The organism is Mycolicibacterium boenickei (genome assembly GCF_010731295.1).
Taxonomy (GTDB): Bacteria; Actinomycetota; Actinomycetes; order Mycobacteriales; family Mycobacteriaceae; genus Mycobacterium; species Mycobacterium boenickei.
This window is the reverse complement of sequence record NZ_AP022579.1, coordinates 4,120,395-4,139,285: the sequence shown is the minus strand read 5'-3', so window position 1 is coordinate 4,139,285 and position 18,891 is coordinate 4,120,395. Positions and strand designations below refer to the sequence as shown.

The 18,891-nt window shown below is 64.5% G+C and carries 12 protein-coding genes and 3 rRNA genes; 4 read left to right on the top strand and 11 right to left on the bottom strand.

Annotated elements, in window-relative coordinates:
• Positions 1 to 87 precede the first annotated feature (87 nt).
• The 5 genes from rrf to G6N57_RS19565 all read right to left on the bottom strand — a co-directional run bounded on the left by rrf (position 88) and on the right by G6N57_RS19565 (position 7,687).
• A 5S ribosomal RNA gene (gene rrf / locus G6N57_RS19585) occupies positions 88 to 201 on the bottom strand.
• Between the two features lie 154 nt (positions 202 to 355).
• Positions 356 to 3,470 (bottom strand): 23S ribosomal RNA (locus G6N57_RS19580).
• A gap of 374 nt (positions 3,471 to 3,844) precedes the next feature.
• Positions 3,845 to 5,362 (bottom strand): 16S ribosomal RNA (locus G6N57_RS19575).
• Together the 16S, 23S and 5S rRNA genes form the textbook arrangement of a ribosomal RNA operon.
• A gap of 399 nt (positions 5,363 to 5,761) precedes the next feature.
• The gene (tyrS, locus tag G6N57_RS19570) at positions 5,762 to 7,048 is read right to left on the bottom strand and encodes a tyrosine--tRNA ligase (protein WP_174814498.1); all 1,287 of its coding nucleotides are present in this window, start codon (positions 7,046 to 7,048) and stop codon (positions 5,762 to 5,764) included.
• A gap of 27 nt (positions 7,049 to 7,075) precedes the next feature.
• On the bottom strand, positions 7,076 to 7,687 hold the full coding sequence (locus tag G6N57_RS19565) for a DNA-3-methyladenine glycosylase (protein ID WP_097925906.1): 612 nt from the start codon (positions 7,685 to 7,687) through the stop codon (positions 7,076 to 7,078).
• A gap of 80 nt (positions 7,688 to 7,767) precedes the next feature.
• On the opposite strand from G6N57_RS19565, the gene G6N57_RS19560 reads away from it, so the two are divergent.
• Genes G6N57_RS19560 through G6N57_RS19550 form a run of 3 tightly spaced genes read left to right on the top strand, consistent with a single transcriptional unit; the run spans position 7,768 to position 9,938 of the window.
• Positions 7,768 to 8,553 (top strand): ABC transporter ATP-binding protein, encoded by a 786-nt coding sequence (locus G6N57_RS19560; protein WP_097925892.1) that lies wholly within the window; start codon positions 7,768 to 7,770, stop codon positions 8,551 to 8,553.
• The gene (locus tag G6N57_RS19555; protein WP_077740965.1) at positions 8,478 to 9,305 is read left to right on the top strand and encodes an ABC transporter permease; all 828 of its coding nucleotides are present in this window, start codon (positions 8,478 to 8,480) and stop codon (positions 9,303 to 9,305) included. The genes G6N57_RS19560 and G6N57_RS19555 overlap by 76 nt, the downstream gene beginning before the upstream one ends.
• Before the next feature lie 6 nt (positions 9,306 to 9,311).
• On the top strand, positions 9,312 to 9,938 hold the full coding sequence (locus G6N57_RS19550; protein ID WP_077740966.1) for a TetR/AcrR family transcriptional regulator: 627 nt from the start codon (positions 9,312 to 9,314) through the stop codon (positions 9,936 to 9,938).
• On the opposite strand, the gene G6N57_RS19545 is transcribed toward G6N57_RS19550, so the two are convergent.
• From G6N57_RS19545 to G6N57_RS19535, 3 genes are all read right to left on the bottom strand, one after another.
• Positions 9,921 to 10,139, bottom strand: coding sequence for a Trm112 family protein (locus G6N57_RS19545; protein WP_077741970.1), 219 nt, complete (start codon positions 10,137 to 10,139; stop codon positions 9,921 to 9,923). The two genes, G6N57_RS19550 and G6N57_RS19545, sit on opposite strands and share 18 nt — an antisense overlap.
• 9 nt (positions 10,140 to 10,148) lie before the next feature.
• A complete protein-coding gene (locus G6N57_RS19540; RefSeq protein WP_077740967.1) occupies positions 10,149 to 10,658 on the bottom strand; it encodes a hypothetical protein in 510 nt (169 codons plus the stop codon).
• 76 nt (positions 10,659 to 10,734) lie between these two features.
• On the bottom strand, positions 10,735 to 13,719 hold the full coding sequence (locus tag G6N57_RS19535; protein ID WP_077741971.1) for an acyl-CoA synthetase: 2,985 nt from the start codon (positions 13,717 to 13,719) through the stop codon (positions 10,735 to 10,737).
• A gap of 154 nt (positions 13,720 to 13,873) precedes the next feature.
• On the opposite strand from G6N57_RS19535, the gene G6N57_RS19530 reads away from it, so the two are divergent.
• Positions 13,874 to 15,664, top strand: coding sequence for an ABC-F family ATP-binding cassette domain-containing protein (locus tag G6N57_RS19530; protein WP_077740968.1), 1,791 nt, complete (start codon positions 13,874 to 13,876; stop codon positions 15,662 to 15,664).
• 25 nt (positions 15,665 to 15,689) lie between these two features.
• Here G6N57_RS19530 and argH read toward each other — a convergent pair whose 3' ends face one another.
• The 3 genes from argH to G6N57_RS19515 form a co-directional block, all read right to left on the bottom strand.
• Positions 15,690 to 17,114: an argininosuccinate lyase gene (gene argH, locus G6N57_RS19525; protein WP_077740969.1), complete on the bottom strand. Its 1,425-nt coding sequence runs from the start codon at positions 17,112 to 17,114 to the stop codon at positions 15,690 to 15,692.
• A 76-nt stretch (positions 17,115 to 17,190) separates the two neighbouring features.
• Positions 17,191 to 18,390 (bottom strand): argininosuccinate synthase, encoded by a 1,200-nt coding sequence (locus G6N57_RS19520; RefSeq protein WP_077740970.1) that lies wholly within the window; start codon positions 18,388 to 18,390, stop codon positions 17,191 to 17,193.
• Positions 18,391 to 18,413: 23 nt separating this feature from the next.
• On the bottom strand, positions 18,414 to 18,890 hold the full coding sequence (locus tag G6N57_RS19515; protein ID WP_077740971.1) for an arginine repressor: 477 nt from the start codon (positions 18,888 to 18,890) through the stop codon (positions 18,414 to 18,416).
• Position 18,891 lies beyond the last annotated feature (1 nt).

Genomic DNA, 18,891 nt, shown 5'->3' with positions numbered 1-18,891 from the left:
GGATATCAATTGAATTCGACGAATAAATCTGGGAATCAAAAGCGAATCGCCCCCCACGTAAAACGTGGGGGGCGATTCTTAATTTGTGTTCGGCGGTGTCCTACTTTTCCACCCGAGAGGGTAGTATCATCGGCGCTGGCAGGCTTAGCTTCCGGGTTCGGGATGGGACCGGGCGTTTCCCTGCCGCTATGGACCGCCGTAACTCTATTCACCCGTTTTTGGGTGTAAATCTGTGTGTTTTGGTGGTGGGGTGCGGTGCACTCCGGACACACGAGTGTGTGGGTGTTTATGGATGTGGTTGCGAGGTCAGGTTGTGCGTCTTACTCAAAACCCAAACATTGTGGTGTTTGTTGGTTGTTGTAAGTTTTCGGCCGGTTAGTGCCAGTTCCCTGCACCCATTGCTGGGCTTCCAGGTCTGGTCTATCAATCCCGTGGTCTGCGGGGGCCTTATCCCTCTAAAGGGTGAGAAGCCTGGTCTTGGAGGGGTTTCCGCTTAGATGCTTTCAGCGGTTATCCTGTCCGAACGTGGCTATCCAGCGGTGCTCCTGGTGGAACAACTGGTATACCAGAGGTTCGTCCGTCCCGGTCCTCTCGTACTAGGGACAGATTTCCTCAAGCTTCTGACGCGCGCGGCGGATAGAGACCGAACTGTCTCACGACGTTCTAAACCCAGCTCGCGTGCCGCTTTAATGGGCGAACAGCCCAACCCTTGGGACCTGCTCCAGCCCCAGGATGCGACGAGCCGACATCGAGGTGCCAAACCATCCCGTCGATATGGACTCTTGGGGAAGATCAGCCTGTTATCCCCGGGGTACCTTTTATCCGTTGAGCGACACCCCTTCCACTCAGAGGTGCCGGATCACTAGTCCCGACTTTCGTCCCTGCTCGACATGTACGTCTCGCAGTCAAGCTCCCTTGTGCACTTACACTCAACACCTGATTGCCGTCCAGGTTGAGGGAACCTTTGGGCGCCTCCGTTACATTTTGGGAGGCAACCGCCCCAGTTAAACTACCCACCAGGCACTGTCCCTGAACCGGATATACGGTCCGAGGTTAGAGGCCCAATACGATCAGAGTGGTATTTCAACAACGACTCCACCCACACTGGCGTGTGAATTTCACAGTCTCCCACCTATCCTACACAAACCGTATCGAGCACCAATACCAAGTTGTAGTGAAGGTCCCGGGGTCTTTTCGTCCTGCCGCGCGTAACGAGCATCTTTACTCGTAGTGCAATTTCGCCGAGTCTATGGTTGAGACAGTTGAGAAGTCGTTACGCCATTCGTGCAGGTCGGAACTTACCCGACAAGGAATTTCGCTACCTTAGGATGGTTATAGTTACCACCGCCGTTTACTGGGGCTTAAATTCTCTGCTTCACCCCGAAGGGTTAACAGGTCCTCTTAACCTTCCAGCACCGGGCAGGCGTCAGTCCGTATACATCGTCTTGCGACTTCGCACGGACCTGTGTTTTTAGTAAACAGTCGCTTCTCACTGGTTTGTGCCACCCACTCACGCTTGGGCCGTAAAGGCTTACACGCCATGTGGGTCCCCCTTCTCCCGAAGTTACGGGGGCATTTTGCCGAGTTCCTTAACCATAGTTCACTCGTACGCCTTAGTATTCTCTACCTGACCACCTGTGTTGGTTTGGGGTACGGGCCGTGTATGTCCTCGCTAGAGGCTTTTCTTGGCAGCATAGGATCACCGAATTCGCCTCAAACGGCTATGCATCACCTCTCAGGATATGTGAAACGCGGATTTGCCTACGTTTCTCCCTACAGGCTTACCCCAGTACAACCACTGACTGGTACGGCTACCTTCCTGCGTCACCCCATCGCTTGACTACTACCCACCGGGGTCCCACGCAGCCCCGTCAACGCCTCACCCCGAAGGGATCGGTCACGACGGTTTTGGATGGTTAGCACAATGGATTCATCAGGGACGCACATACACGGGTACGGGAATATCAACCCGTTGTCCATCGACTACGCCTGTCGGCCTCGCCTTAGGTCCCGACTCACCCTGGGAGGACTGGCCTGGCCCAGGAACCCTTGGTCTTTCGGCGGGCAAGGTTCTCACTTGCCTATTCGCTACTCATGCCTGCATTCTCACTCCCACACCCTCCACAGCTAGATCACTCTGCTGCTTCACCGGATGCAGGACGCTCCCCTACCCAACGATAAATCGTTGCCGCGGCTTCGGCGGTGTGCTTGAGCCCCGCTACATTATCGGCGCACAATCACTTGACCAGTGAGCTATTACGCACTCTTTCAAGGGTGGCTGCTTCTAAGCCAACCTCCTGGTTGTCTTCGCGACTGCACATCCTTTTCCACTTAGCACACGCTTAGGGGCCTTAGCCGGCGATCTGGGCTGTTTCCCTCTCGACGCACGGAGCTTATCCCCCGCCGTCTCACTGCCACATTCTTGGACTTGTCGGCATTCGGAGTTTGGCTGACGTCAGTAACCCTGTGGGGCCCATCGGCCATCCAGTAGCTCTACCTCCAACAAGAAACATGTGACGCTGCACCTAAATGCATTTCGGGGAGAACCAGCTATCACGGAGTTTGATTGGCCTTTCACCCCTACCCACAGCTCATCCCCTCAGTCTTCAACCTAAGTGGGTTCGGGCCTCCACGCGGTCTTACCCGCGCTTCACCCTGGCCATGGGTAGATCACTCCGCTTCGGGTCCAGAACACACCACTACACCAACCCCTACGGATTGGATACGCCCTATTCAGACTCGCTTTCGCTGCGGCTACCCCACACGGGTTAACCTCGCGACATGTCCCTGACTCGCAGGCTCATTCTTCAAAAGGCACGCCATCACCCCACCACGAAGGAGGGCTCTGACGGATTGTAAGCGCACGGTTTCAGGTACTATTTCACTCCCCTCCCGGGGTACTTTTCACCATTCCCTCACGGTACTAATCCGCTATCGGTCACTGGGAAGTATTCAGGCTTACCGGGTGGTCCCGGCAGATTCACAGCAGATTTCACGGGCCCGCTGCTACTCGGGAACACCATTAAGGTAGATGTCAGGTTTTCACGTACCGGGCTCTCACCGTCTACGGCAGGTCATCCCAAACCACTTCCGTTAACCACGACATTTTTCACTACCCTCCAGCCAGGTAGAGCTGGAAAAACAGGTCCCACAACCCCGCACACACAACCCCTACCCGGTATCACATGCATACGGTTTAGCCATCCTCCGCTTTCGCTCGCCACTACTCACGGAATCACATTTTGTTTTCTCTTCCTACGGGTACTGAGATGTTTCACTTCCCGCGTTCCCTCCCTACACCTATGTATTCAGTGCAGGGTGACACGACATCACTCGTGCCGGGTTTCCCCATTCGGACATCCTCGGATCAACGCTCGGTTGGCAGCTCCCCGAGGCATATCGCAGCCTCCAACGTCCTTCATCGGCTCCCAGTGCCAAGGCATCCACCATGCGCCCTTAAACACTTACAACACAAAAACCAAAAATGAGTTTCAAAAGAAATTGCACATCAACACACAAAAAAGCGACACCCACCCGAAGGCCGGCGCCACACCCTTGCGTGCTAGATGCTCGCAACCACTATCCACAAATCAAACACCACACCCCACCACCAAAGTGAGGCAACAACACACCCCCTGCCCCCAACGGGACAGGACCGCGGGCCTGTTGTCTCAAAGCCCAATAGTGTGTTCGGCAGTTCCATCACCAACGCTTTCCCGCGCCGGCTCAACGTTTGTCATTTGCACCCACCAGACACCCACTACAGGGCCTGGCTGAAATATCCCAACCGCACTACTGCCCGCGACTTCGCGGACGGCGGGGGAATCGAATCGGTGCTCCTTAGAAAGGAGGTGATCCAGCCGCACCTTCCGGTACGGCTACCTTGTTACGACTTCGTCCCAATCGCCGATCCCACCTTCGACGGCTCCCTCCACAAGGGTTAGGCCACCGGCTTCGGGTGTTACCGACTTTCATGACGTGACGGGCGGTGTGTACAAGGCCCGGGAACGTATTCACCGCAGCGTTGCTGATCTGCGATTACTAGCGACTCCGACTTCACGGGGTCGAGTTGCAGACCCCGATCCGAACTGAGACCGGCTTTGAAAGGATTCGCTCCACCTCACGGCATCGCAGCCCTTTGTACCGGCCATTGTAGCATGTGTGAAGCCCTGGACATAAGGGGCATGATGACTTGACGTCATCCCCACCTTCCTCCGAGTTGACCCCGGCAGTCTCTCACGAGTCCCCACCATTACGTGCTGGCAACATGAGACAAGGGTTGCGCTCGTTGCGGGACTTAACCCAACATCTCACGACACGAGCTGACGACAGCCATGCACCACCTGCACACAGGCCACAAGGGAACCAATATCTCTACTGGCGTCCTGTGCATGTCAAACCCAGGTAAGGTTCTTCGCGTTGCATCGAATTAATCCACATGCTCCGCCGCTTGTGCGGGCCCCCGTCAATTCCTTTGAGTTTTAGCCTTGCGGCCGTACTCCCCAGGCGGGGTACTTAATGCGTTAGCTACGGCACGGATCCCAAGGAAGGAAACCCACACCTAGTACCCACCGTTTACGGCGTGGACTACCAGGGTATCTAATCCTGTTCGCTCCCCACGCTTTCGCTCCTCAGCGTCAGTTACTGCCCAGAGACCCGCCTTCGCCACCGGTGTTCCTCCTGATATCTGCGCATTCCACCGCTACACCAGGAATTCCAGTCTCCCCTGCAGTACTCTAGTCTGCCCGTATCGCCCGCACGCCCACAGTTAAGCTGTGAGTTTTCACGAACAACGCGACAAACCACCTACGAGCTCTTTACGCCCAGTAATTCCGGACAACGCTCGGACCCTACGTATTACCGCGGCTGCTGGCACGTAGTTGGCCGGTCCTTCTTCTATAGGTACCGTCACTTGCGCTTCGTCCCTATTGAAAGAGGTTTACAACCCGAAGGCCGTCATCCCTCACGCGGCGTCGCTGCATCAGGCTTGCGCCCATTGTGCAATATTCCCCACTGCTGCCTCCCGTAGGAGTCTGGGCCGTATCTCAGTCCCAGTGTGGCCGGTCACCCTCTCAGGCCGGCTACCCGTCGTCGCCTTGGTAGGCCATTACCCCACCAACAAGCTGATAGGCCGCGGGCCCATCCCACACCGCAAAAGCTTTCCACCACACCCCATGAAGAGCGCGGTCCTATTCGGTATTAGACCCAGTTTCCCAGGCTTATCCCAAAGTGCAGGGCAGATCACCCACGTGTTACTCACCCGTTCGCCACTCGAGTGCCCCGAAGGGCCTTTCCGTTCGACTTGCATGTGTTAAGCACGCCGCCAGCGTTCGTCCTGAGCCAGGATCAAACTCTCCAAACAAAAACCCCGGGACAAACCCGGCAGAATTCGAATCAGAAAAATCCGATCACAAACAAAAGACACCAAAAACTGGCATCAAAAAAACAACAACCACACCCTAAACGGGAAAAAGAGCGTGGCCAAAAAACAACAAACAAAAACCACCAAACACACTATTGAGTTCTCAAACAACACGCCCGAGTTTGTCGCGCAGAAACCCCGCGGCTAAAAGCCGCTGAACTTTACTGCGGGCAGTGAGAATACCCACCGTAATGGGTGTCTCTCTCGGATTTCGTCTTCGCTCTCCGGCGCTTGTCCGTGTCGCTCTGACCTGGAATAAGTTACGTGAGCGCTAACAGCGAGTCAAATCGCCTGGTCACTCCGACGTTTTCCCAGGTCAGAGCCCGGCCGCCGGGGGGCCTAGGCGCCCACGCGCTCGACCCCGGCAATGTGCCGCTTGCCACGTCGCAACACGAGCCAGCGCTCATGCAGAAAATCGGAATGCTGTGGTATCCACTCGTCACTTTCAATACGAATGTTGTTCACGTACACCCCGCCCTCGGCGACGTTGCGGCGTGCGGCTCCCTTACTTGCCGCCAACCCCGTGCCCACCAACAAATCGACGATCGAGTCCGGGCCGCCCGGCTTGAGCTCGGCGACCTGACCGTTACTCGCCTCGCGCAGCGCGGCGCCGAGGGTCGATTCGTCCAGGTCGGTCAGCTCGGCCCGGCCGAACAACGCCTGACTGGCGAGCTCGACCGCCGTCGTCGCGCCTTCCCCGTGCACCAACGTGGTGAGTTCCCTGGCCAGGCGTTTCTGCGCGGCGCGCTCATGGGCCCGGTTCTGGGTGGCGTCCTCCAGGTCGGCGATCTCGTCCGATGACAGGAAGGTGAACCAGCGCAGGTAGCCGACCACGTCGGCATCCGCGGTGTTCACGAAGTACTGGTACCAGGCGTACGGGCTGGTCATCTCGGGATCGAGCCACAGGTTGCCGCCGCCGGTCGACTTGCCGAACTTCTTGCCCTCGGAGTCGGTGACCAGCGGAGTTGTCATCGCATGCACGGTGGCGCCCAGCTTCTGGCGCACCAGCCGGGCGCCGGCCACGATGTTGCCCCACTGGTCCGAGCCGCCGATCTGCAGCGCGCAGCCGTGCCGCTGATGCAGTTCCACGAAATCGTTGGCCTGAAGAAGCATGTAGCTGAACTCGGTGTAGGAGATGCCGTCACCCTCCAGCCGACGGCGGACCGTCTCCCGGTCGAGCATCACGTTGACCGAGAAGTATTTCCCCAGGTCACGTAGGAATTCGATGGCCGAGAGCTGACCGGTCCAGTTCAGGTTGTTCTCGACGATGGCACCGGTCGGGGTGTCATCGAATTCGACGAACCGTTCCAGCTGGCCGCGGATTCGCCCGGCCCAGTCGGCGACGGTGTCGGCCGTGTTGAGCGTCCGTTCGCCGGTATCGCGGGGGTCGCCGATCATTCCGGTGGCCCCGCCGGCGAGCACGATCGGCCGGTGCCCGGCCTGCTGGAACCGCCGCAGCGTGAGCAGTGGCACCAGGTGCCCGGCGTGCAGACTCGGCGCGGTCGGGTCGAAGCCCGAGTAGACGGTCATGGGTCCCTTGGCCAGGTCATCTGCCAGCGCGTCGCGGTCGGTCGACTGCGCGATCAGCCCGCGCCAGTCCAGCTCATCGAGGATTCCCATGGTCATGACGACGATCATGCCGCATCACCGACATCAATCACTGGCACCGGGCGCGGGAGCACGCGGGCTGCGCCGATACGCCGAGACCTCTCCCCTGCCGGCCAGCCACAACCGCCACCTGCGGTCGGCGGCCTTGCTCACGCCGACCCGCGGGCCGTCCACGGCCGCAACCTCCTCACCCAGCTTCAGCCGTACCGGGCTGTCGGCGGCGAAGAGATCAATTCCGTTGTCCTCCATGGTGATTCCCAGAGCTGAACAGAGGTTGCCCGGCCCCCGTGCCAGTGCGGCCGGCCGGATCGCCGGTCCACGTCGCCGGCCGGCGACGTCGGCCCCGGCACTCACCGCCGCCGCCCGCAGTAGTACCGCGCCCGCCACCCCGTCGAATCCGCAGACCACGTTCGCGCAGACGTGAATGCCGTGGCTGCGGTAGGTGTACAGGTATCCGGGCGGGCCGAACATCACGAGATTGCGCCCGCCCGGACCGCGAAACGAATGGGAGGCGGCGTCGGGCCAGGGTCCGTCGGGCGGACCTCCGTACGCCTCCACCTCGACGACGACGGCGCTGACCCCGCGACCGGTCAGCTCGGCCCCCAGTAGTCGGCGGGCCGCGAGCAACGGGTCAACAGTCAACAGCTCGGTGCCCATCTGCAAGCCCACCCGAGCGATTCTGCACTTCGCAACATCCACCGTTGACACCGGCCACACTCGAGCGCAGTATTCATCACATGATGACTTCATCGACTGATGAATTCTCCACAGGATTCCCCACCGAGGCCGCTCCCCCGGCCATCGACATCGCCGGACTGCAGGTCAACCGGGGTGGCCGGCCTGCCATCCGCAACCTCACCGTGCAGATCGCCGGCGGCACGATCACCGGTCTGCTCGGCCCGTCGGGGTGCGGCAAGTCCACGCTGATGCGCAGCATCGTCGGGACCCAGATCGTCGCAGCGGGCACCGTCACGGTGCTCGGCCACCCTGCCGGTTCGGCGCCACTGCGGCACCGCGTCGGATACGTCACGCAGGATCCGACGATCTATGACGACCTACGGGTGATCGACAACGTGCGGTACTTCGCCGCGCTGTACGGAACGTCGGCCGAGTCGGCCGCCGGCGCCATCCGCGCGGTCGGTCTCGACGATCACCGCACCGCGTACTGCGGCAACCTCTCGGGAGGCCAGCGCACCCGGGTGTCACTCGCCTGCGCGCTGGTGTCGGAGCCAGAACTTCTGGTGCTCGACGAACCCACCGTCGGGCTGGATCCGGTTCTGCGCGTCGACCTGTGGCAGCAGTTCAACGAGCTCTCTCGGCGCGGCACCACCCTGCTGGTCTCCAGCCACGTGATGGATGAGGCCGATCACTGCGCCGACCTCCTGCTGATGCGTGACGGCCTATTGCTCGCCCACACCACCGCTGACCAGCTACGGAAGGACACGGCATGCACGTCCCTGGAGGAAGCGTTTCTCACCGTCATCAAGCGCAGCGCCTCGGCCGCGACCAACCGAGCCGACTGAGCCCGGCGGCCTACCTGGCCACCACCGGCCGGATCCTGCGCCAGCTCGCCGCCGACCACCGCAGCGTCGCGATGATCCTGGTGGTGCCCAGCCTCATCATCACGCTGATGTACTTCATGTTCCAGAACGCGCCGCACCAGCCTGGACACCCGACGCCGTTCAACACCGCGTGCCTGATCATGCTCGGCGTCTTCCCGCTGGTCGTGATGTTCCTGATCACCTCGATCACCATGCAGCGCGAACGCGTGTCGGGAACTCTCGAGCGCATCCTGACCACACCGTTGCGCCGCTTCGACCTGCTGGCCGCGTACGGCACCGCGTTTTCGATCGCCGCCGCCGCCCAGGCCACCCTGGCCTGCGTGGTCTCGTTCTGGTTCCTCGGTCTCGACACCGCGGGCAGCCCGATCCTGGTGTTCCTGATCGCCATCATCAACGCCGTGCTCGGCGTGGGTCTGGGCCTGTTGTGCAGCGCATTCGCCCGAACCGAGTTCCAGGCCGTGCAGTTCATGCCGGTGGTGATCGTGCCCCAGCTGCTGTTGTGCGGCATCATCGTGCCGCGCGCCGCGCTTCCCGATTGGCTGCAGTGGATCAGCAACGTGCTGCCGGCCAGCTATGCGCTGGAAGCCCTGCAACAGGTCGGCGCCCATTCTGAGCTGACCGCCATCGCGGCCCGCGACATCGCGATCGTGGTGGGATTTGCGGTGCTGGCATTATGTCTGGCCGCGGCAACCCTGCGCCGCCGAACACCCTAGGAAGCCGTGAGTACCGAGATCGATTCCGAACGAGAGCGCAAACGTCCCGGCCGCCCCGCCGGGCCGTCGGACAGACGCGACCGCATCCTGACCAGCGCTCGGGAGCTGTTCGCGCGCAACGGAATCGACAAGACGTCGATCCGCGCCATCGCGGCCGACGCCGGTGTGGACGCCGCCCTGGTTCATCACTACTTCGGCACCAAGACCCAGCTGTTCGCCGCCGCGATCCACATCCCCATCGACCCGATGACGGTGATCGGAAGGCTCAAGGAGGTGCCGGTCGAGCAGATCGGGCACACCCTGCCGTCAATCCTGTTGCCGCTGTGGGATTCCGAGATCGGCAAGGGCTTCGTGGCGACGCTGCGCTCGATCCTGGCAGGCAACGACGTATCGCTGGTGCGGTCGTTCCTCCAGGAGATCATCATCGGCGAGATCGGGCCCCGGGTGGACAACCCGCCCGGCAGTTCCCGAGTACGTATCCAGTTCGTCGCCTCGCAGCTGGTCGGGGTGGCGATGGCGCGCTACATCCTGGAGCTGGAGCCCTTCGCCACACTGCCGGCAGATCAGATCGCCGAGACGATCGCACCCACGCTGCAGCGCTACCTCACGGGTGACCTACCCGGATTCTCCTGAACCGGCCAAATCCAGCAGCCGGCGATGCTCGGCGTCGTCCTCGATGGCCACTGCCTCGTCGACGAGCAGCACCGGGATGCCGTCCTCGATCCGGTATGCGCGCCGCAGCCGGGGGTTGTAGAGCCAGTCCTTACCGGCCAGCAGCAGCGGCCCGCGGTCCTGCGGGCACACCAGGATGCTCAAGAGCTTGTCGTCGACCACCACGTGAAGCTAGCCCAGCGGGATCTGGATCCCGCCACCGGGCTGAGCACCGCCGCCCGGAATGGGAGCGATGCCCGGATTGACGACACCCTGCTTCGGAATCTGCGCCTGGGACTGCGCCTGCAACTTGCGCTGGTAGGACAGCGTGCTCTTGAGCGCGTCGATCAGCGGCACCTGATTCGGACGCTTGTCGAGCGCCTCGGTGATGGCCTCACGGTTGGCGTTCGACGGCTTGTACCCCTGTTGACGCAGCTTGAGGATGTCGTGGATCAGTGTCGAGATCTGTCCGCCACCCTCGCCGGTGTCGTACTCCTTGGCGATGATCGACAGGGCTTCGTCAGCAGTCATCTGCGGCGCGGCGGGCGCGTCCGCCGCCGGCGTCGGCTGGGCAGGCGCTACGGGATCGGCGGCCGCCATCGGCGCACCCGCGCCCACCAGCAGCCCCAGGGCCAGCGCACCGCCCGTCACCGATCCGGTGACGACCCGACGCCAGCTGTGCACATCCGATCCCGATGTCATCGATCCTCCAGTCGTTCGGCCGTCCGCCGGAGCGTAACAGCGCATTCCTGCCCCGGCACGCCGCGGACATACCGGCCTAGTCGGTCTCCGGCTCGTCATCGGCGGTTGCCGCGACGAGTTCGGCCCGGCTGGCCGCCGTCAATTTCTTGTACGTACCTGTATCGGCGTCGAAGTACCAGCAGTTACGCCGGCCGGCCTTCGGGATGCCCGCGGCCCGCAGCGGACCGATCACCGGGCGGTACGACGCGCCGAGTTCCATGTCGGCGACCACGTGCACCACGTCGGGCGGGTTACCCGCGGCCAGATCGTCCAGTGCGTGGGTGAGATCGGCCGTCGGGACACTGCCGCCCGGGCGCAGCGCCAAGGCCGTCACCGCCAGCTGGCGGCCGGCCGCCTCGACGCCGTAGGTCACCGACATGTCCACCGCGTCCAGGCGTCCCACCGCGTCGTTGACGCTCGTGGCGAACACCGGACCCCGTTCGGTCCGGATCACCGCACCGCGGTTGTCCACCAGCCAGTAGTCGCCGTCCTCGTCACGGCGGAACAGGAACTCGGTGGACACCCAGGTGTCGGCCGGCGCGAACACGCCGCGCTTGACCACGGCGGTCGGATCCACCGGACCGCGTGGGTGAGCCAGGAGCACACCGACCTCGTTGGCCTCGGCCTTGCGGACGAAACCTTGTTCGTCCTCCAAGATCAGGTCGTCGTCGGCGTCATAGGCGGCGAGTTCGACGGTGCCGCTGCCCGGCAGCGGACGCCCCTTGCTGCCGATCTTGGCGCCCGAGACGTTGGCCAGCACGGCCTGTCCGTCGGTCGTGGCGAAGAACTCCACCACCTGGGCCGGCTCGAACACGTCGACCACGCGCTTCCACAGCCCGGCGGGCATGCCCGAGCCGATGAACAGGCGCACCGGATGACTGCCGGTGAGGGAGAACGACGGATCGTCGATGACCTCGCGCAGCATGGCCCAGGTGTAGGAGACGACCGTGACGCCGTACTGCCGGATCTCCTGCAGGAACCGGTCAGGCTGCAGTCCGCGCGACAGCGCGATGCGCGATCCGCCGACCACCGCGCCGCCAAGGCTGACCAGCAGGCCTGACTGGTGGTGCAGCGGGGTCAGGCAGTAGACCGTGTCGCCGCGGCCCAGGTTGGCCGCCGACGCGGTGCCGAAGGCCGACAGCGCCCACCGGAAGTTGGTGATCTGACGGGCAACGAGCTCACCACCGACCTCGCTGAAGGCGACGAACGCCAGGTCGCGGGCCAGACCCGGATTGGGCCGGTACCAGCCTGGCAGTTCGACCACGTCGGGGTCGATCTTCTCCATGTCGATGACATCAGCGTCCTCGGGCAGGTGCAGATCACGGCTCTCGCCGCCGCCGAGGACCAGCACCCGCGTGCCGAGCGCGCGGGCGACGTCGAGGTGGCTCGGGTCGGCGATGATCTCGGCCACGCCACCGAGCCGCGCCGCCTCGGCCAGATCGGCCTCGGGCAGCAGCACCGCCACCGCCCCCAACCGGGACAGCGCAGCGATCGCGACGAGTGCGCTGGGCCGGGTGTCCATCAGGACCCCGACCCGGGCGCCCTGGCGCACGCCGACGTCGATCAGGCCGTGCACCACGTTGTTGATCCGGCGGTCCACCGCTTCGTAGGTGTGCACGCGGCCGTCGAACAGCAGTGCCTCGCCGTTGGGCGCGCTGCGGGCCTGCTCGCTCATGATCCGGCCGAGCGAGATCCGGGTGTGGTCGTTGACCTGGCCCAGCCGTGCCAGCCTCGGCAGGGTGCGCGCCGTCTCGATGACCAGGGTCCGGGCGTTCTTGTTCGCCGTCACCAGCGCATCGGCGGCCGAGCGCGCCACCCCGAACGCCATCTCGGTGGCCGCTGTCGCGCCGTGGGTGACCCGGGCGGAGAACGACACCCCGCCCTCCGGGTGATCGGCCGGCTGCGATTCCATGGGGACCACACCTTCCGGCATCTGTTCTCCACCAAGCCATTTCACCCACTGCGCCACCGTCGGCCAGGTCTGGGTGGAGGCCTTGGAGCCCACGACCAACCCGAAATGCCCTGCCCGGATCAGGTATTCGTAGACATCAGCGTCGGGAGCGGCCCGCTTGATCCCCCGGACCGCGGCGGGCTGGCCGATGTCGTCGACCTCGCCGACCACCGCGAGGATCGGGCAGTCGATGTCGGACAGCGTGACCAGGTCGCCGTGGACAGAAAAGCCTCCCGTCATCATCCGGTTGTGGGCGATGAACTGCTTGAGCAGTTCGGCGATCGCAGGCCCCGACCACGCGATCCAGCCGTCCGAGGACAGGAACCGGCGCTGCTGCTCGCGTGGCAGCAGGGCCTCGCGGTCGTGCAGCTGACGCAGGAACTCCAGGCGCGACTGCGCGGTCTTGATCGGATCCAGCATCTGAAAACCGGTGCGGGCCAACCAACCTGGAATGTCGATGCGGCTGAACACATGATCGGCCATGAAATCGGCCGCGCCCGCGGCGACGCCGGCCGGAAGGTTCATCGGCAATGCGGCCAGGGTGTCCACCGGGGACCCGAAGGCGATGATGCTGGCCAGATCCTTGGACCGCCGGTAGGCCGCGGCCTGATAGGCGAACATCCCGCCCTGCGAATAGCCGGCCAGGTGCACGTCGCGGCCGGTGACCTCTTTGACGATGTCGATGGCCTCCGACAACGCCACCACGTGATCGGCGAGATTGCGTTGCATCCCGCCCTCGACCTTGTCCGGGGAACCGAAATCGATCACCCACGGGTCGATGCCCGCGGAGTGCAGGATGCCGACCGCGCCGTCGTCACGCGTCACGTCCCACATGTCGGCCGACATCATCATCGGATGCACCATCAGCACCGGCGGACGCGGATCCTGGGCACCGGGGCGGGCATCGGGCGGGAAGTACCGCCGCAGCCGGTACATCGGCACGCTCTGGATGATCTGGAAGGGCGAGGGGACCGAGCCGGTCTCCAGGCCCCCGTAGCGCAGCACCTCCAAACCGTTCTGCGCGGTCGCCAGCAACCGCTCGACCGGTTTGGTCACTGCCGAGAAATCCACCAGCTTGCTCCCCACATCGCAAATCACCCCGACCCCCGATTGACGAGGTCATCATGGCACAACAGCAACCGATCACCGACTCGATCACCCGGACGCCGATAGCGGCCCCATGCGATGCCGGTGCCGGAGCCGCCGAACGATAGGGTCGGCGACGATGGCACACCTGCTCGGGGGCGAAACCCTACATCTGGAGTACCCCACCGGCGTGGTGTTCGACTCCGTCACCGTCGGCGTCAGCGAAGGCGACCGGATCGGCATCGTCGGCCGCAACGGCGACGGAAAGTCCACGCTGCTGGGCATGCTCACCGGCCGCATCACCCCGCACGCCGGGCGCGTGACGCGGCGCAGCGGGCTGCGGGTGGGATCCCTGGACCAGACCGACACGCTCGACCCCGATCACACGGTCGGCTGGTCCCTGGTCGGAGATCGCCCCGAACACGAATGGGCCGGCGACGCCAGGACCCGCGACGTGATCGGCGGTCTGGTCGCCGACATCCCGTTCGACGCACTCGTGTCGACGTTGTCAGGTGGCCAGCGCCGACGCGTGCAACTGGCCGCGCTGCTGATCGACGACTGGGACGTCATCGCCCTCGACGAGCCGACCAACCACCTCGACATCCAGGGCATCACCTGGCTGGCCGGACATATCAAGCAGCGGTGGGCGCGCGGCGCAGGCGGGCTGCTGCTGATCACCCACGACCGCTGGTTCCTCGACGAGGTCGCGACCACCACCTGGGAGGTGCACGACCGGATCGTGGAGCCGTTCGAGGGCGGCTACGCGGCCTACGTGTTGCAGCGCGTGGAACGTGACCGACAGGCCGCCTCCATCGAGGCCAAACGGCAGAACCTGATGCGCAAGGAGCTCGCCTGGCTGCGTCGCGGCGCTCCGGCCCGCACCTCCAAGCCCAAGTTCCGGATCGACGCGGCCAACGCCCTGATCTCAGATGTCCCGCCGCTGCGCAACACCGTCGAGTTGTCCCGGCTGGCCACCGCCCGGCTGGGCAAGGACGTCATCGACCTGCTCGACGTGTCGGTCACCTTCCCCGGCTCACCGGACCGGGAAGTGTTGCGCGACATCGAATGGCGCATCGGACCGGGCGAGCGTACCGGCATCGTCGGCGCCAACGGTGCCGGCAAGTCCACCCTGCTCGGCCTGATCGCCGGCACCGTGACACCGACCTCGGGTCGGGTCAAACGCGGTAAGACCGTGCGCCTTTCGATCCTCGATCAGCAGTCCAGCGAGCTCGACGCGGTGGCCGGGGACATGGTGCGCGAAGTGATCGGGCGGCTGCAGACCAGCTATCAGATCGACGGTAAGGACCTCACCCCGGCGCAACTGCTGGAGCGGCTGGGCTTCGCGCGCGATCAACTGTCGACGCGGGTCGGCGAGCTGTCCGGCGGGCAGCGGCGCCGCCTGCAGCTCATGCTGGTGGTCCTCTCGGAGCCGAACGTGCTGGTTCTCGACGAGCCCACCAACGATGTGGACACCGACATGCTCACCGCCACCGAGGATCTGCTGGATTCCTGGCCGGGCACGCTGATCGTGGTGTCGCACGACCGGTACCTGCTCGAGCGCGTCACCGATCAGCAGTACGCGATCCTGGACGGTCGGCTGCGGCATCTGCCGGGCGGGGTCGACGAGTACCTGCGGCTTTCGGAACAGCGCGCAACCGCGACCGGTTCGGCCCCGGAGCGCGCCGAAACCGCGCCGGCACAGTCGAAGTCGGGAGCGGAGCTGCGCGCCGTGGAGAAGGAGATCTCCTCCATCGACCGGTCGCTGGCCAAGTTGTCCGACCGGATCTCCGCCAAACACGACGAGCTGGCCGCTCACGACCAGTCCGATCACGTCGGGCTGGGCAAGCTGACCGGTGAGCTGCGCGAGCTGGAGTCTCAGGTGGCCGAGCTGGAAGCGCGCTGGATGGAGCTGTCCGAACTGCTGGAGTGAGGCACTCCGGCAGTTCGCGGTGCGCCTAGCGCAACCGGGCCCGCAGCGCGGCCGCTGATTCCCGCACCACGCCGAGCTGCTTGGCGACCTGGACCGGTGCAGTCCCGCCCCGTGCGTTACGCGCGTTCACCGAGCCGTCGACCGTCAACACCTCCCGCACCTGCGCGGTGAGGGCGGGATTGATCGCGGCGAACTCGTCGTCCGTGAGCTCGTCGAGTCCGACGCCGCGCCCCTCGGCGGTCTGCACCGCGGCACCCGCGGCCTCATGGGCGACGCGGAACGGAACACCTTGGCGGACCAGCCATTCGGCGATGTCGGTGGCCAGCGTGTAGCCGGCCGGCGCGAGCGCGGCCATCCGTTCTTCGTCGAAGGTCAGGGTGCCGACCAGACCCGCCATCGCAGGCAGCAGCAGCTCCAGCTGGGCGACCGAGTCGAAGACCGGCTCCTTGTCCTCCTGCAGATCCCGGTTGTAGGCCAGCGGCTGGGCCTTGAGCGTGGCGAGCAGGCCGGTGAGGTTGCCGATCAGGCGTCCGGACTTGCCGCGAGCCAACTCGGCGATGTCCGGGTTCTTCTTCTGCGGCATGATCGAACTGCCGGTCGACCAGGCGTCGTGCAGCGTGACGTACCCGAATTCGGTTGTGCTCCACAGGATGATGTCCTCGGCCAGGCGGGACAGGTCCACGCCGATCTGAGCGAAGACGAAGGCCGCCTCGGCGGCGAAATCACGGGCCGCGGTGGCGTCGACGGAATTGTCCGCGGCCGAGGCGAATCCGAGGTCCTCGGCGATCGCGTCGGGATCCAGGCCGAGCGACGAGCCGGCCAGGGCGCCCGAGCCATACGGCGAGACCGCGGTGCGATCGTCGAAATCGGCGAGCCGGTCGACGTTGCGCAGCAGCGGATGCGCGTGGGCCAGCAGATGATGCGCGAGCAGGATCGGCTGCGCGGCCTGCAGATGGGTCTTGCCCGGCATGATCGCCGTCGGATGCGCCGCGGCCTGCACCGCCAGCGCGTTGACCACCTCGAGCACACCGTCGGCGACGCGGCGCACGGCGTCGCGCAGCCACATCCGGAACAGCGTGGCCACCTGGTCGTTGCGGGAGCGGCCGGCCCGCAGCCGCCCACCGAGATCCGGTCCGACCCGGTCGATCAGCCCGCGCTCCAGGGCACCGTGCACGTCCTCGTCGGTGACCAGCGGCTCGAAACTACCGTCGGCGACATCGGAACCCAGGCTGTCCAGACCCGCGAGCAATCCGTCGCGCTGCTCGTCGGTGAGCAACCCGGCGCGGTGCAACACCCGGGCGTGGGCCTTGGACGCCGTGATGTCATACGGCGCCAGCACCCAGTCGAAGTGCGTCGACTTGCTCAGGGCGGCAAGGGCGGCCGAGGGGCCGTCGGCGAACCGGCCGCCCCACAGCGAGCCCTCGTTGGTGGTTCCGTCGTTGGTGCTCATGTCAGTTACCTTTCGCGAGCAGACGCAAAACTGCCCAAAAACACCGAAAATAGGGCAGTTTCATGTCTGCTCGGCATCAGAGACCCAGGTCGCGCTTGGCCGAGATCTTGGAGCTCAGGCCGTGCAGCTGCACGAAGCCCTTGGCCGCGCTCTGGTCGAAGCTGTCGCCCTCGTCGTAGGTCGCCAGGTTGAAGTCGTACAGCGACTCACCGGAGCGGCGGCCGTTGACGATGATGGCCCCGGCGTGCAGCACCAGCCGGATGTCGCCGGAGACGTGCTGCTGGGTGTGCTCGACGAAGGCCTCCAGCGAGCGCTTCAGCGGGCTGAACCACAAGCCGTCGTAGGAGAGCTCGCCCCACTTCTGGTCCACGCCGCGCTTGTACCGGCCCAGCTCACGCTCCAGCGTCACGTGCTCGAGCTCGGTGTGCGCGGTGATCAGCACCATCGCGCCCGGAGCCTCGTAGATCTCGCGGCTCTTGATGCCGACCAGCCGGTCCTCGACCACGTCCAAGCGGCCCACGCCCTGGGCGCCGGCCCGGGTGTTGAGCTCCTGGATGATCTCCAGCACGGACAGCGGGCGGCCGTCGATCGCCACCGGGCGGCCCTTGTCGAAGCTGATGATCAGCTCGTCGGGGGCGTTGAAGTTGACGGTCGGGTCCTGGGTGTAGTCGTAGACGTCCTTGGTCGGCGCGTTCCACAGGTCCTCGAGGAACCCGGTCTCCACGGCGCGGCCCCACACGTTCTGGTCGATCGAGAACGGCGAACGCTTGGTGACGTTGATCGGGATGGCGTTCTCCTCGGCGAACGCGATGGCCTTCTCGCGCGTCCAGGCGTAATCGCGGACCGGGGCGATGACGTCGAGTTCGGGCGCCAGCGAGGCGAACCCGACCTCGAAGCGCACCTGGTCGTTGCCCTTGCCGGTGCAGCCGTGCGCGACGACGGTGCCGCCGTGGCTGCGGGCCGCGTCGACCAGGTGCTTGACGATCAGCGGGCGGCTGATCGCCGACACCAGCGGGTAGCGGTCCATGTAGAGCGCGTTGGCCTTGATGGTCGGCAGGCAGTATTCGTCGGCGAACTCGTCGCGCGCGTCGACCACGACCGCCTCGACCGCGCCGCAGTCCAGGGCGCGCTGGCGCACGACATCCATGTCCTCGCCGCCCTGGCCGAGATCGATGGCGACAGCGACGACCTCTTTGCCGGTCTCCTTGCCGATCCAGCTGATCGCGACCGAGGTGTCCAGACCTCCGGAGTACGCCAGGATGACGCGTTCGGACATGAGCAATCTCCTTGTTTTGAGCTCTACTTCAAGTTTTCGATGGTGTTGGCAAGTTCGGCCCCGGTCATCGGGTCGCGCGCCACCATCAGGATGGTGTCGTCACCGGCGATGGTGCCGACCACATACGGCAGGGCGGCGCGATCGATCGCGCTGGCCAGGTAATGCGCGGCCCCGGGCGGGGTGCGCAGCACGGCAAGGTTAGCGCTGGCATCGGTCGAGACCAGCAACTCCCCCAACAAGCGGGTCAACCGTTCGGTGCCGCCGGACACACCCCGCACCGGGCTGCCGTCCTCGGGCACCACATACACGCCGACGCCGCCGTCGGCGCCGCGCAGTTTCACCGCGCCGAGTTCCTCCAGATCCCGCGACAGCGTGGCCTGGGTGACCTCGATGCCCTCCTGGCCCAGCAGCGCGGCCAGTTCGGTCTGGCTGCTCACCTGCCGCGACGACAGCAGGGCGATGATGCGGGCCTGACGGCCGGCGCGGGTCGGTGCGCTCACT